Annotated in this window: 10 protein-coding genes and 1 pseudogene; 6 read left to right on the top strand and 5 right to left on the bottom strand. The window is 71.4% G+C overall.

Features of this window, described 5'->3' with window-relative positions:
- Positions 1–21: 21 nt before the first annotated feature.
- The 4 genes from AC3CH1_RS14330 to AC3CH1_RS14315 all read right to left on the bottom strand — a co-directional run bounded on the left by AC3CH1_RS14330 (position 22) and on the right by AC3CH1_RS14315 (position 8,240).
- Positions 22–2,967 (bottom strand): beta-ketoacyl synthase N-terminal-like domain-containing protein, encoded by a 2,946-nt coding sequence (locus AC3CH1_RS14330; protein ID WP_488463238.1) that lies wholly within the window; start codon positions 2,965–2,967, stop codon positions 22–24.
- Complete coding sequence (locus tag AC3CH1_RS14325; RefSeq protein ID WP_488463237.1) at positions 2,964–6,095, bottom strand: non-ribosomal peptide synthetase; 3,132 nt, start codon at positions 6,093–6,095, stop codon at positions 2,964–2,966. Before AC3CH1_RS14325 ends, AC3CH1_RS14330 begins: the two co-directional genes overlap by 4 nt.
- Positions 6,096–6,163: 68 nt before the next feature.
- Positions 6,164–6,970, bottom strand: coding sequence for an SDR family NAD(P)-dependent oxidoreductase (locus tag AC3CH1_RS14320; protein ID WP_488463236.1), 807 nt, complete (start codon positions 6,968–6,970; stop codon positions 6,164–6,166).
- An 82-nt stretch (positions 6,971–7,052) separates the two neighbouring features.
- Positions 7,053–8,240, bottom strand: coding sequence for an aminotransferase class I/II-fold pyridoxal phosphate-dependent enzyme (locus tag AC3CH1_RS14315; protein ID WP_488463235.1), 1,188 nt, complete (start codon positions 8,238–8,240; stop codon positions 7,053–7,055).
- Between the two features lie 671 nt (positions 8,241–8,911).
- Between AC3CH1_RS14315 and fabG the strand changes: the two genes are divergently transcribed.
- The 4 genes from fabG to AC3CH1_RS14295 all read left to right on the top strand — a co-directional run bounded on the left by fabG (position 8,912) and on the right by AC3CH1_RS14295 (position 11,242).
- Complete coding sequence (gene fabG / locus AC3CH1_RS14310) at positions 8,912–9,622, top strand: 3-oxoacyl-ACP reductase FabG (protein WP_488463234.1); 711 nt, start codon at positions 8,912–8,914, stop codon at positions 9,620–9,622.
- Positions 9,619–10,458, top strand: coding sequence for an enoyl-ACP reductase FabI (gene fabI, locus AC3CH1_RS14305; protein WP_488463506.1), 840 nt, complete (start codon positions 9,619–9,621; stop codon positions 10,456–10,458). Before fabG ends, fabI begins: the two co-directional genes overlap by 4 nt.
- Positions 10,458–10,916, top strand: a complete 459-nt coding sequence (locus tag AC3CH1_RS14300) for a MaoC family dehydratase (protein WP_488463505.1) — start codon at positions 10,458–10,460, stop codon at positions 10,914–10,916. Before fabI ends, AC3CH1_RS14300 begins: the two co-directional genes overlap by 1 nt.
- Positions 10,917–10,993: 77 nt before the next feature.
- Positions 10,994–11,242 (top strand): acyl carrier protein, encoded by a 249-nt coding sequence (locus AC3CH1_RS14295; protein WP_488463233.1) that lies wholly within the window; start codon positions 10,994–10,996, stop codon positions 11,240–11,242.
- A gap of 44 nt (positions 11,243–11,286) precedes the next feature.
- Here AC3CH1_RS14295 and AC3CH1_RS14290 read toward each other — a convergent pair whose 3' ends face one another.
- Complete coding sequence (locus tag AC3CH1_RS14290) at positions 11,287–12,003, bottom strand: alpha/beta fold hydrolase (protein WP_488463232.1); 717 nt, start codon at positions 12,001–12,003, stop codon at positions 11,287–11,289.
- A gap of 475 nt (positions 12,004–12,478) precedes the next feature.
- On the opposite strand from AC3CH1_RS14290, the pseudogene AC3CH1_RS14285 reads away from it, so the two are divergent.
- Together AC3CH1_RS14285 and AC3CH1_RS14280 are read left to right on the top strand one after the other, a co-directional pair.
- Positions 12,479–13,449, top strand: a pseudogene (locus tag AC3CH1_RS14285) (class I adenylate-forming enzyme family protein); the annotation flags it as partial.
- Positions 13,450–13,476: 27 nt separating this feature from the next.
- A complete protein-coding gene (locus AC3CH1_RS14280) occupies positions 13,477–13,938 on the top strand; it encodes a hypothetical protein (RefSeq protein ID WP_488463521.1) in 462 nt (153 codons plus the stop codon).
- The last annotated feature ends 19 nt before the right edge of the window (positions 13,939–13,957 follow it).

Here is a 13,957-nt window from a genome sequence, read left to right as displayed (position 1 = left end):
CCGGAGACGTACACGCCGTAGTCACGCATGTGCGTCCTCCTGCTCTCCGGCGCCCTCGGCCAGCAGGTCGAGGGCCGCGTCGAAGACCACGGCCAGCTCCTTCAGCCGGTGGCCGTCCTCGAAGATCGTGAAGTGGTCGCCCGGTGTGCCGAGCACGTCGACGCGCCCCGCGATGTGCGCGCCCCACGACCGGACCTTGTCGGTGCGCCGGATGTGCATGGTGTCCAGGAGCGCGCCGTCCTCCTCGTCGCGGGCCAGCACCAGTACGGCGTCGCCGTCGAACCGGCGGTCGGGGTAGTAGCCCTTGAGCAGGTCGTGGTTGTGCCGCCAGGCCTCCACGAAGCCTTCCTTGATCAGGAGTTCGGCCTGCTCCTCGCTCTCGGTGGCCGACTCCAGCAGGAGCGGTACGGCCGCGTCGAACTCGGCGTCGGTGACGTGCCCCCCGACGTAGGCCTCCGGCGGATGGCTGTCGATCATGAGCAGCGGGCCGACCTCCTCGCCCGCGGCGCGCAGTTGCAGGGCCATCTCGAACAGCACGTTGCCGCCGAAGGAGTAGCCGCCCAGCAGGTAGGGGCCGTGCGGCTGCTCGGCGCGGATCTGGGCCACGTACAGCGCCGCCAGGTCCCGCAGGGTGTCGGGCCGCCCGGCCCGGCGGTCGGGGTAGGAGACGGCCGCGAGCGGGCGCGAGGTGCCCGAGTGGAGGGCGAGGCGGAAGTACACGAAGTTGGTGCCGCCGGCCGGGTGCACCAGGAAGAGGGTGCGCGCCTCCCCGCCGGGCCCCTCGCTCCCGCGCCCCGCCCCGCCGGGCCTCCTGCCGCCGCGCACGTGCAGTACCCGGCCCACCCGGGTGCCGGACGGGGCCGCGGGGGCCGCCGGGTCCGCGGTCCTCGGAGCGTCCGGGGCCGCCGGCGTCCGCGCGGCCGTGGAGACGGCGTAGTCGGTCATCTCCCCGACGGAGCGCAGGGTGGCGAACCGCTCGAAGTCGAAGTCGTCGCCGACCGACTTGCGCAGCACCGAGCCGATCTCGACGGCCAGCAGCGAATCGCCGCCCAGCTCGAAGAAGTCGTCCTCGGCGGCGATCCCGGCCACGCCGAGACGCTGTTCGAGGAGGGTGAGGACCTGGGCCCGGATCTCGTCCGGGTTCCGGGGCGCCTCGGGCGCGACGGCGGTCGCGTCACCCGTGGCAGGCTCGTCGGCCTCGATCCAGTGCCGGGTGCGGCGGAAGGGGTAGGAGGGCAGCGAGACCGTACGGGCCGGGCCGAAGGCCCACCCGCCGGGCTCCCTGCCCGCGTTCCACTCCCGCACCACGGTGTCGGCGGCCGCTGCGGCGTCGCCCTCCGGGGGTGCGGGCAGGGCGGGGCCGGTGCCGAGAAAGGCGTCGAGTCCGGCCCGCACCCCGGCCACCGACGCGGCGGTGAAGGCGTGCCGTGCGGACATCGCCCGCCGTCCGGCGAGCAGGGTGCGGGCGAGGTCCGGCAGGGCGGGTCGCGCCCGCTCCAGGTGGTCGCGGAGCGCGCGGGCCACTGCCCGCAGGTCCTCGTCGTCCTTCGCCGAGAGCACCACGGGCAGCGCCGTGTCCGTGCCCGGATCCGCATCCCGCGGTTGTGCGGGGGCGGGCTCCGGCGGGGCCTCCAGCACGCAGTGCACGTTGCTGCCGCCGATGCCGAAGGAGCTGACCGCCGCCGCCCGCAGCGGGCGGCGCACCGCTTCCCCGGTGGGCACTTCGTACGGCAGCGCGCCGAGCCCGAGGTGCGGGTTGGGCGTCCGGTAGCCGACCAGGGGCGGAACGGTCCCGTGGTAGAGCGCCAGCGCCGTCTTGATCAGTCCGGCGACGCCCGCCGCCGCGTCGAGGTGGCCGATGTTGGCCTTGACGCTGCCGATCGCGCAGCCCGGGGCCGGGCCGTCCGCCGCCCGGTGGGCGGCGGCCAGGGCGCGCAGCTCCAGCGGGTCGCCGAGGGCGGTGCCGGTGCCGTGCGTCTCGACGTACCCGATGGTGTCGGCCGGCACGTGGGAGACGGCCAGCGCCTGCTGGATGACGGCCTGCTGTCCGGCCGGGCCGGGGGCGGTGTAGCCGATCTTGTCGGAGCCGTCGTTGTTGGTGGCGGTGCCGCGCACCACGGCGTAGACGCGGTCCCCGTCGGCGAGGGCGTCGGCCAGGGGCTTGAGGACGACGACGCCGCAGCCGTTGCCCTTGACGGTGCCGTCCGAGCCCGCGTCGAAGGGACGGCAGTGCCCCTCCTTGGAGAGGATCCCGCCCTCCTGGTGGAGGTGGCCCGCCGTCTGCGGGAAGGTGATGCTGACCCCGCCGACCAGGGCGGTCTCGCACTCGCCGCGGTCCAGGGCGGCGCAGGCCAGGTGCAGTGCGGTCAGCGATCCCGAGCAGGCGGTCCCCACGCTCATGCTCGGGCCGGTGAGGTCGAGCCGGTAGGAGATCCGGGTGGCGAGGAAGTCCTTGTCGTTGCCGAGGAGCGCGGGGTAGGTCAGTTCCTCGCCGGAGTGCGCGGCGGACCGGAGCACCTGGTTGAGCAGATAGGTGCTGATGCTGCCCGCCGCGTACACACCGGTACGGCCGCCGGTCTGCCCCGGCGCCAGGCCGGCGTCCTCCATGGCTTCCCAGGCGCAGGTGAGGAGCAGGCGGTGCTGCGGGTCCATCAGGGCCGCGTCGCGTGCGGTGATGCCGAAGAAACGGGCGTCGAAGAGGTCCGCGTCGGCCAGGTCGGCGGCGACGGCCACCCGGGCCGGGTCGGCGACGGCGCTCTCGTCGAGCCCGGCCGCGCGCAGTTCACCGGGGCTCAGTTCCCGTACCGACTCCACCCCGTGGACGATGTTGTGCCAGAACGCGGTGACGTCGTCGGCACCGGGGAAGCGGCCGGCCATGCCGATCACCGCCACCGGGGTGGTCGCGCCCCCGGAGGCGACACGGGCCTGCCCAGCGGCCTCGGGCGGCGCCGCAGTGAACTCACTCACGAGGAGCTTCCCTTCTCGGCGTCCTGACCGGCGGCCAGGAGCCCGTCGAGGTGCGCGGCGAGTCTGCGCACGGTGGTGTAGGTGAAGAGATCGATCATTTCGAGCTCCGCGCCCGGCAGTTGGGGGGCCAGTCGTCCGTGTACGTCCGCCACGTGCATGGAGGAGCCGCCGATGTCGAAGAAGTTGTCGTCGGGGCCGAATTCCACGCCGGGCAGCACCGTCCGCCACACGGCTCGCACGCGCTCGGCGGCGGTCGGGGCGGCCTCGTCGCCGCCGGTCGCGGCCGCGGCGGCCGGGGCGACCTGCGCGCCGGACGCCGGTGCCCACGGCAGGGCCCGTTCGTCGACCTTGCCGTTGACGGTCAGCGGCAGCGCGTCCAGGACGACGATCCGCCCCGGCACCATGTAGGCGGGCAGCCGGCCCTGCAGGCCGCGCTTGAGTTCCGCCTCCTGGAGGCCGGAGCCGGCCACGAAGGCGGCCAGGGCCGGCCGGGCCGGGTCGCGCTCGTCGGCCAGTACGACGCACTCGCGCACTCCGGCCACCGTCAGGAGCGCGTTCTCGATCTCGCCGAGCTCGATGCGGAAGCCGCGCAGCTGGACCTGCCGGTCGATCCGGCCCAGGTGCACCAGGGTGCCGTCCGTGCGTACGAGGCCGAGGTCGCCGGTGCGGTACGCGCGTCGGCCGTCGCGGTACACGAAGCGTTCGGCGGTGGTGTCCGGCAGGTTGAGGTAGCCGAGGCTCACGCCCGGTCCCGAGACCATGAGTTCGCCGGGCACGCAGGGCGGGCAGTGGTGCCCGTCCTCGTCGACGACCGCGACCGAGAGGTCGGAGAGCGGGCGGCCGATCAGCGAGGCCCGCTCCATGAGGACGTCGGCAGGGGTGATGGCGTGGTGGGTGACGTGCACGGTGGTTTCGGTGATCCCGTACATGTTCACCAGGCGGGCCTGCTCGCCCATCGTCTCGTACCAGGGCCGCAGCGCGGCGTAGCGCACCGCTTCGCCGCCCAGGACGACGTACCGCACGGCGAGCGAGACGGCGTCGGCGGGACGCAGCACCTTGAGCAGCTGGCCGAAGGCGGACGGCGTCTGGTTGAGGACGGTGACCCGGTGGTCGGTGAGGAAGTCACGGAACTGCTCGGGCGAGCGGGCGACGTCGGCGGGCACCACGGCGAGCCGGCCGCCGTACAGCAGCGCCCCGAACATCTCCCACACCGCGAAGTCGAAGGCGTACGAGTGGAAGAGGCTCCATACGTCGTCGGGGCCGAAGTCGAAGTGCTCCTCGGTGGAGCGCAGCAGCCGGATGACGTTCTGGTGGGTGACGGTGACGCCCTTGGGGCGGCCGGTGGATCCCGAGGTGAAGATGGTGTACGCGCTGGTCTCCGGGTCCTTGACGGGTTCCGGCGCGGGGCCCGACGGGCGGGGGGCCAGCAGCCGCTCGGCGCTCAGGCGCGGGGCGGCCAGCTCGGGCCAGCGGGGTTCGTCGCAGACCAGGGGCAGTCCGTCGGGCACGGAGTCGAGGATCAGGCCGATCCTGGCCGCCGGGGAGCCGGGGTCCAGCGGGACGTACGCCTTGCCCGCCTTGAGCACGCCCAGGATCACCGCGATCAGGTCGGCGCCGCGCCGCATCGCGACGCCGACCCGGTCGCCGGGGACGGAGCACAGCAGTTCGAGGGCCACCCGGTCGGAGCGGTCGGCCAGTTCGGCGTAGGTGACCTGCTCCTCGGTGTCCTGGACGGCCACCCGGTCCGGGTGGGCCCGCGCCACTTCGTCGAACCAGCAGGTGAGGGAGGGCTGGGCGGCGTGGTCGACCGTCTCGGGCGTGCCGTTGACCAGCTGGGAGAGGGCCTTCTCGCGCTCCGGGGAGAGGCCGGGTATGTCCCGCAGCGGGATGTCCTCGTTGCGGGCGGAGACCGTCTCCAGGACGTGCTCCATGACCGCGCGCGGATCGGTCTGCCACTGCTCCTCGGAGCATTCGATGTTGACGTTGAACCGGTTGCCGAAGTCCTCGACGGTCATCATCAGCGGGTACTTGGCCAGCTTGCGGGGCAGCTCCAGCGATTCGACGTGGCAGCCGGGGATGCGGATCTCCAGCGGCATCTTGTAGTAGGTGAAGGCGCTGCTGAGGGAGAGCGAGCCGCCGACCGCACCGGGGCACACCTCGGCCAGGTGCGCGGTCAGGTCGAAGGACTGGTGGCGGAGCATGCTGTGGGTGGTCTCCTGCATGGCCAGACACAGGTCGCCGAAGGTCTCGTACTCGGTGAGGTCCACGGCCAGCGGGAGGGTGTTGACGAAGTAGCCGGACGCCCGGCGCTGCCGGATGCCTCGCCGGTTGGCCAGCGGCAGGGCGGTGACGACCTGGCGGCGGCCGGTGACGCGGGCGAGGCTGACCAGGTAGGCGCTGAGGAAGAAGGCGAACGCGCCGCAGTCCAGAGCCTCGATCCGGTCGGTGACCCTGGCGCCCTGCTCGTCGGTGAGGACGATGTGCAGCTGGTGGCCGGGCAGCGCTCCGGACGGGGTGCGCCGGCCGAGCAGCCGGTCGTCGGTGAAGGTGGTGAGGTGGCCGAGCCGGCCGCGGTAGAACTCCAGGGCCGCGGCCGAGGCGGGCGGCGGTCCCTGCACCAGGGCGCCGGGGTCGTCCAGCGCGGCGGGGGTGAGGTCGGCGTCGGGGTCGGCGTAGAGCCGCTCGAGTTCCGCGACGAACATGTAGAAGGTGTAGGCGTCGCAGACCAGGTGCGAGTAGGACAGCACGAGGAAGACGCCGTCGTCCGCGCGGAATATCTCGAACCCGTACTGGCGGTCCGCCTCCGGCGGGATCGGGCGGTCGGCCCGGGCGGCGAACGCGCGGGTGACCACGTCCTTGCCCTCGCCGTCGATCGTGGTCACCCGCACCAGGTCGGCCGGGTCGGTGACGGTGGGCGGCCGGTGCACCGCGTACACCGTGCCCCCCCGCCGCTCGAACGAGGTGTTGAGTGCCCGGATCCCCAGGCCCAGGCGGCCGATGGCCCGGCGCAGCCGGGGGATGTCGACGTCTCCCTCTATGTGGAAGGTGCCGCCGAGGTTGAACGAGGCGTCCCCGGGAAACACCCGCGCGTGCGTGTAGAGCTTCAGCTGCGCAGGCGTGGCCGGCACGCCCCTCTCCTGACTTCCCATGGTTCCCCCAGTGAATGGTGTGTCCGGCTGCACGTCCTGGGCCCGCCTCAGGGCCGGGCGTCGGCGCTGATGTCCCAGGCGCCCTGCCGGGTGAGTCCGCTCGGCAGGTGACGCAGTGCCCAGGCCGCCGCCTTGTAGCGGAGGCTGGGGACGCTGACGATCCGGCCGCGGCGAAGGTCGGCGAGTCCGGTGCGGACCACGTCGGCCGCGTTCAGCCAGAGGTACGGCGGCGGGAACGTGGTCGGGATCCCGGCCCGCTGGTGGAATTCGGTGCGGGTGTAGCCGGGCAGCAGTACGGTCATCCGCACGCCAGCGTCGCGGACCTGCCGGGAGTAGGCCAGCGACTCGGTGAACGAGATGACCCAGGCCTTGCTCGCCGGGTAGGTGGAGCTGAGCCACGAGGGGCCGAGTCCGGCGACGCTGGCCACGTTGAGGATCGAGCCGTGCCTCCGCGCTGTCATCGTCTCGAGCGCCGCGTCGGTGAGCCTCAGTACGGCCCGCACGTTGAGGTCGAGGAGACGCTCCTCGGCGGCGATCCCGTTGGCCAGGAAGGGGCGTTCGTGGCCGATCCCGGCGTTGTTGACCAGCAGGTCCACCGGTGGCGGGCCGGTGCGGTCCGTCGTGGGAGCGACGGCCAGCCGGGCGGCGACCGCCGCGCAGCCGTCGTCGGTGGACAGGTCCGCCGGGAGCTCCTCCACGGCGATGCCGTGGGCCTCGCGCAGGGTCCCGGCCAGATCCTTCAGATCGCGATCGGACCGGGCGACCAGGACGAGGCCGGTGCCTTCCGCGGCCAGGCTCTGAGCGAACGCCTTGCCGAGTCCGGCGGTCGCTCCGGTGATGAGTGCGGTGGGCATGTTTCCCTCACTGGATATCACTGGGTGGTACGAGGTGCGGGTGGTGCCGGCGCCGGAAGGCGCACCGCTCGTCGCGTCCCGGTCACGCGCCGCGGGTGAGGACCGGCCCGAGGACGTCCCTGGCGAGGGCGAACCCCGCCAGCGCGCGCTCCAGCTGTTCGTCGGTCTGCACGGCCGTGTAGCTGCTGCGCAGCCTCGGGGAGGCGGCCGGGGGCAGTACCGCGTTGACGTAGACGCCCGCGTCCATCAGCCGTCGCCAGCCGATCAGGGTGTGCAGTTCGTCCTGGGTGTCCAGGGACACCACGGGGGTGCCGGGCTCACCGGTCCGGTAGCCGAGGGCCAGCAGCTCGCTGCGCATGTGGTCGGCCTTCTTCAGCACCGCCTCGCAGCGCCAGGGCTCATCGCGCACGATGCGCAGGGAGGCGAGCGCGGCCGCGGTGTTGGCGGGGCTGGCGCTGGCGGAGAACAGCAGGCTGCGCGAGTGGTGCCGCAGGTACTCGATGACGTCCTCGTCGCCGAGTACCACGCCGCCGATGGAGCCGAACGCCTTGGAGAAGGTGAGGGTGATCAGCGGCACCCGGTCGGTGAGCCCGAAGTGCTCGGCGGTGCCGCGGCCGGCCGCCAGCACGCCGGCCCCGTGCGCGTCGTCCAGCAGCAGGGTCGCGTCGAACCGGTCGCAGACGTCGAGGAGTTCGGGCAGCGGGCAGAGGTCGCCCTCCATGCTGTAGACGCCGTCCACGGCCACCAGCCGGCCGCCGGGGCCGGTGTGCTGGGCCAGCTTCGCCGCGAGGTCCTCGGTGTCGTTGTGGTGGAACCACTGGAGCTTGGCGCGGCTGAGCCGGGCGGCGTCGATGAGGGAGGCGTGCGCCTCCTTGTCGACGTACACGGTGTCGGCGGGACCGCAGAGGCCGCCGATGGCGCCGAGGTTGGCCTGGTAGCCGGTGGTGAGCAGGAGGGCGGACTCCTTGCCGAAGAACTCGGCGAGTTCCCGCTCCAGCTGCTCGTGCAGGTCGAGGTTGCCGTTGAGCAGGCGGGAGCCGGTGCAGCCCGCGCCGTACTCCGCGGCGGCCTCCGCGGCCGCGGCGGTGACCCGGGGGTCGGTGCTCAGGCCGAGATAGTCGTTGGACCCGCACATGATGACTTCGGTGCCGTCGGCGAGGCGCGCGGCACCGTCACTCCGGCCGCCGAAATTCACGAAGTACGGGTAGTAGCCCGCCTCCTTGCCTTCCCTGGACCGGGTATAGGTCGAGCACTTCCTGACCACGCTCATAATTCATCCTTCAAGAAGTTCACTGGGACACGGAACGAGAGAAATCCAGGGCGCCAGAATGAGGCCGACCCGCAATGAGCACAAGAAGAGATAAGGAAGCTTGCTGCAAATGGAAGCAGACGAAAAGAGCGCGGGGAAATCCGTGGCCCCCGACCGGCCCAGCGTTTGCACTCACCGCCGACGAGGTGCAGATCCCGCCACGAGGCGCAGGCCATCGAGTGGTCAAACTGCACCAAACAGCACGAAAAGGCTCCCCCTTCACACCTAACTCGCGCCAGAACGATCCGACTCGTTCAATCTAGGACGGGCGGCTGCTGTGAGTCAAGCAATCCCCAAGGGACTTCCGAACCGAACCAAACCCCTACCTGAGAATCTCGCCGGCGCTCCGGCAGAGCGGCCGGACAAACGGAACTGATCAATCCGAGGGACCGGAACCAATCCGTCCGTTGCGGGCCGTTTGACACGCTCCCCCGGGCTCCGCTTTGCTGACCCTCGAATTGCCTACGCCCCGCCTTTTCCGCCACGCTCTTCGGTGCACCCCTTTCGCTTTCCCGTCAGCCGTGAGAAACGGCCCGTTCACCTCGTACGACGCACCGCCCGGCCACGGTCGCCACGACGGACCGGCTCGCAGCGTCTGCCTTCTGTTCAGCAACTCGGAGGTCTGATTCGCCATGTCTGGACGCACCACTCTCGTGAGCGGCGGAAACCGGGGCATCGGTCTCGCGGTGGCCACGGCGCTCGCCGACGCCGGCAATCCGGTCGCCGTGACCTGTCGCGGTTCCGCGCCGCCCGACGACCGGCTGCTGGCGGTGAAGTGCGACGTCACCTCGACCGAGGAGGTGGACCGCGCCGTCGGCGAGGTGGAGGAGGCTCTGGGCCCGGTCGAGATCCTCGTCGCCAACGCGGGGATCACCCGTGACGCCCTGCTGGTGCAGATGGCGGAGCCGGACTTCCTGGACGTCGTCGACACCAATCTGATCGGGGCGGTCCGGCTGGTACGCCGCACGCTGCGCGGCATGATCCGGCGGCGGCACGGACGCATCGTCCTCATCTCCTCCAGCTCGGCCCTGTCCGGCTCGCCCGGCCAGACCAACTACGCCTCGGCGAAGGCCGGAATGATCGGCTTCGCCCGCTCGCTGACCAGGGAACTCGGCAAGCGCGACATCACCGTGAACGTGGTCGCCCCCGGCTGGGTGGACACCGACATGATGGGCCTCCTCACCGAGGAGATGCGCACGGAAGCGCTGCGGGCGGTGCCGCTGGGCCGGTTCGGCACCCCCGAGGACATCGCCCACACGGTCCGGTTCCTGACCGGCCGGGACGCGGGCTACATCACGGGAGCCGTCATACCCGTCGACGGCGGTATAGGAATGGGGAACTGATGGGACTGCTCACCGGCAAGACCCTGCTGATCACCGGGGTCATCACCGACTCCTCGATCGCCTTCCACGCGGCCCGCCTGGCCCAGGAGCACGGCGCGCGGGTCATTCTCACCGGGTACGGAAGGCTCAGCCTGGTCCAGCGCATCGCCCGGCGGCTCCCCGAGACCCCGGTCGTCATCGAGCTCGACGTCACGAACGAGGAACAACTCGCCTCGCTGGCCGATCGGCTGGCCGAGCACACCGATCGCATCGACGGCGTGCTGCACTCGGTCGCCTTCGCCCCGCCCGGCGCGCTCGACGGCAACTTCCTCGCCACCAGCTGGCAGGAGGCCGCCACCACCTTCCAGGTCTCGGCGTACTCCCTGCAGGCCCTCACCGTCGCCGCTCTCCCGCTGATGGGCCGGGGCGGCTCGGTCGTCGGGCTCGACTTCGACGCCACCTCCGCCTGGTCCGGGTACGACTGGATGGGCGTCGCCAAGGCCGGCCTCGAATCCTGCACCCGCTACCTGGCCTCGCACCTGGGGGCGCGCGGCATCCGGGTCAACCTGGTGGCGGCCGGTCCGCTGCTGACGCTGGCCGCCCGGAACATCTCGCCCGACCTGGAGGCCGACGGCGGCGCGCCGTTCGGCGCGGAGTGGGCGGAGCGTGCGCCGCTGGGCTGGGACCCGGCCGACTTCGAGCCGGTGGCCCGCGCCTGTGTGACGCTGCTGTCCGACCTCCTGCCGGCGACCACCGGGGAGATCCTGCACGTCGACGGCGGCGCGCACGCCATCGGCGACCGGCCCGCGCGCACCGCCGCACCGACGCAGTCCGTGCCGGCGGGAGCCGCCCTGTGATCGCGACCGTGCGCGAGATCACCGCGGCCCAACTGGAGGGCCTCACCGGCCATGTGCTCGGCCACAGTTCCTGGCACACCGTCCACCAGGACCGCATCGACCTGTTCGCCGAGGCCACCGGCGACCACCAGTGGATCCACACCGACCCGGCCGCCGCGGCCGAGGGACCGTTCGGCACGACCGTGGCGCACGGATTCCTCACGCTGGCGCTGCTGCCGCTGCTGACCTCCGAGGTCTACGAGGTCACCGGGATGTCGACGGCGGTCAACCACCGCGTCGACAAGGTGCGGTTCCGCTCGCCGGTGCCCGTCGGGTCGCGCATCCGCGCCAACGTGCTGCTCGTCTCGTCACGTCTGCGGCCGCGCGGCTTCGTGGAGGTGACCGTGAAGGTCACCTTCGAGCTCGGTGACGGCGTGATCGCCTGCACCTGCGAGCAGACCACCCTGTACCAGACCTGAGCCACCGTATGCCGGATCCGGCGCCCGCCGGTCCGACGACACATCAGTCAACACGCACGCCAGAAAGGTTCATCACCATGGCTGTCACCCTGAACGACGCGCTCACCGGGATCGCCGAGATAGTCAACGAGGTCACCGGCACCCCGCTGGAGGACATCCAGCCGGAGAAGTCCTTCGTCGACGAACTGGACGTGGACTCGCTGTCCATGGTCGAGGTCATCGTCTCCGTCGAGGAGCGGTTCGACATCCGCATCCCCGAGGCCGAGGCCAAGACCTTCAAGTCGGTACAGGACGCCGCCGACTTCATCGTGCTGCACACGGCCTGAGCACCGCAGGGCCGCGGCAGCACGGCACCGCCGCGGCCCCCACCTCAGCCGACCAGTTCCCGGTAGGCCCTGCGCAGCACTTCGGTGAAGCCGTCCGGATCGGTCAGGGCCAGCAGGTGGGAGCCCGGCAGATGCTCGAGCCGGGCCCGCGGGTCGGCCGTTCGGGCGGCGGCCAGGAACGCGTCCTCGTCGGAGCGGAACAGCCAGTCGCCCCGCCCGTTGGAGATCAGCAGCGGCAGGGTCAGCTTCCGGGCCATGGCCAGGTAGTCGTGCCGGGGCACGTCCTGGGCCGCGTCGAAGAAGCCGGGCATCGACAACCCGCCGGAGATCGCCGCCTCGGCGCTCTCCGCCGGCAGCGCCCTGCGCAGCGCCGCGGCGCCGATCCGGTCCGACCACTCCTTCCCCGCCCACCGGCCCAGCCGCCCAGCCGCCCGGTACAGGACGACCGCGGTGCCGCGCGGTTGGGCGGTGCAGTTGTTCAGCAGCAACCCGCCGAGAGTCCGGGGGTGTTGGGCGGCGTACGCGAGTGAGGGGAAGCCACCGAGAGACATCCCCGCGAGAACGACGGGCCGACCGCCCGACGCCGCGTGCGCGACCGCGGCACCGATCTGGTCGACCGCGCCGGCCAGAGTGAAGCGCCGGTCGCTCAGGGATCCGTGCCCCGGCAGGTCGCAGGCGACGATCCGGTAGCCCGGCCCGATACGGCGGGCGTGCGGCAGCCACATGCTGGCGGAGAGCCGGATTCCGTGCACCAGGACCAAAGGTTTTCCGTCCTTTTCCCCGGAAGCCCAAATTCCGCGACCTTCGGCCGACCCGAGTTCACGCAATTCTCCGGAACCGGCTCGCGCGCCCCCTTCTTCCTTGCCCTTCAATCCATCTTCACGACGGTCTCCGCCGGGCTCTTCCATGGCCCCACCATCCCTCATTCTTTGATTCTTTGCGATTACCGGTACGGCACCGATGAATTTCTTGACAGTTACCACACCGCACTCTACTCTGAACGAGTCGCATCGTTCTACACCGTCCCTAGCTGCGACTTTACCGACAGTGAGACCCCGGGGGATGAGATGACCAAGATCATCACCCTGTTCCTCGGCGTCGTGAGCGACCTTGTCTGGATCAGCCGGTCGCTGTGGAACTCCTGGGACCGCCGGTAACACCGCCCCACCACCCTCCACGCATCTCCCAGCACCCCGTGCGACCGTTTTCGCCCACTCGAAAAGTTGGAATGCCGTGATGCCAAAAATCTTCACGTCACATTCAGAAGAAACCTACGAAGACGTCGAACTCCGGGCACTGGGCGTCGCGGCGGAACTCCGCCGGCGCGGCCTGGTCACCGGCGACCGGGTCACGTTCAAGGCGGCCAACTCGGCCGGCTACGTCACCGTGCTGCTCGCACTCATGCACGCCGGTGCCTCGATCGTGCTCCTCGACCACCAGCAGCAGGAGTCGGTGAGTCGGCGCATCGCCGGCCGGTGCCGCTCCCGTCTGGAGATCACCGACGCCGAGACCACGGGCTCCGCCGGCACGCAGGAACTCGGCAGCGTCGCCGTCGAGGAGCTGACCGCGGCGGCCGAGACCGCCGCGACCACCGAGAAGGCCCTGTCCTTCACCGCCTGGCGCGCACTGCCGGACGCCCTGATCACGTGGTCCTCCGGGTCGACCGGAGAGCCCAAGGGCATAGCGAAGTCCGGCGAGGCCATGCTGCGCAACCTGGACCGCTCCATCGAGCGCATGGGACACCGTCCCGAGGACGTGCTGCTCCCGCTTCTCCCCTTCTCGCACCAGTACGGGCTGTCGATGGTGCTCTCCGCCTGGCTCGCGCGGGCCTCGCTGCTCGTCGCGCCGTACTGGCGGCTCGACCTCGCGGTGCGGATGGCCGGCGAGTTCGGGGCCACCGTCCTCGACGCCACCCCGGCCGTCCACCTCAGCATCCTCAACCTCGTGGAACGCCGCCCCGACATGGTCTCCGACCTGCGCAAGGTCCGGATGTACTGCACGGGCGGCGCCCCCTGGACTCGTCCGCCGCCCAGCGCTTCACCCAGGTGCTCGGACTTCCGCTGCTCGACGGCTACGGCAGTACGGAACTGGGGAACGTGGCCTTCGCCACCCCCGACAACCCGGTGGGCTGCGGACCCGTACTCCCGGGCCTGGACCTGGAGTTCACCATCGACGAGGGCACGGGGTCCGGCGAGAGCGGGGGCGCGCCGGGCTCCGGAATCGGTGAGGTCCAGGTGCGCACGCCCGACCTCTTCTCCGGCTATCTCGCCGAGGACGGCACCGTCACGCCGGTGACCGACGAGTGGTACCGCACCGGCGACCTCGGCCGCCTCGACGAGCACGGCAACCTGTTCGTCCTCGGCCGCAAGCTCGCGGTGCACCGCATGGGCTACACGCTCTACCCGGAGGTCATCGAGCGGACGGCCGGCGCCTGCGGGGCGCCGGTGAAGATCGTCGCGCTGCCCGACGACCGGCTCGGCAGCCGGCTGGTCTTCGTCGTCGCGGACCCGGAGCTGCGGCCCCCGCTGTTCTGGCGGGAGCGCATCTGCGCCGAACTCTCGCCCTTCGAGTATCCCAACCGCGTACTCGTTTGCGCACACTTCCCGCTCAACCGCAACGGAAAGCCGGACGCCCGCCAGCTCAAGCAGCTCGCGCTGAACGGCAACGAAGCCCTCGAAGATCGGAGTTCACTCTAGTGCGCGCTCACACACCCCG

Source organism: Streptomyces sp. MGP-P1 (assembly GCF_057766565.1).
This window is presented reverse-complemented; position numbering and strand designations above follow the sequence as displayed.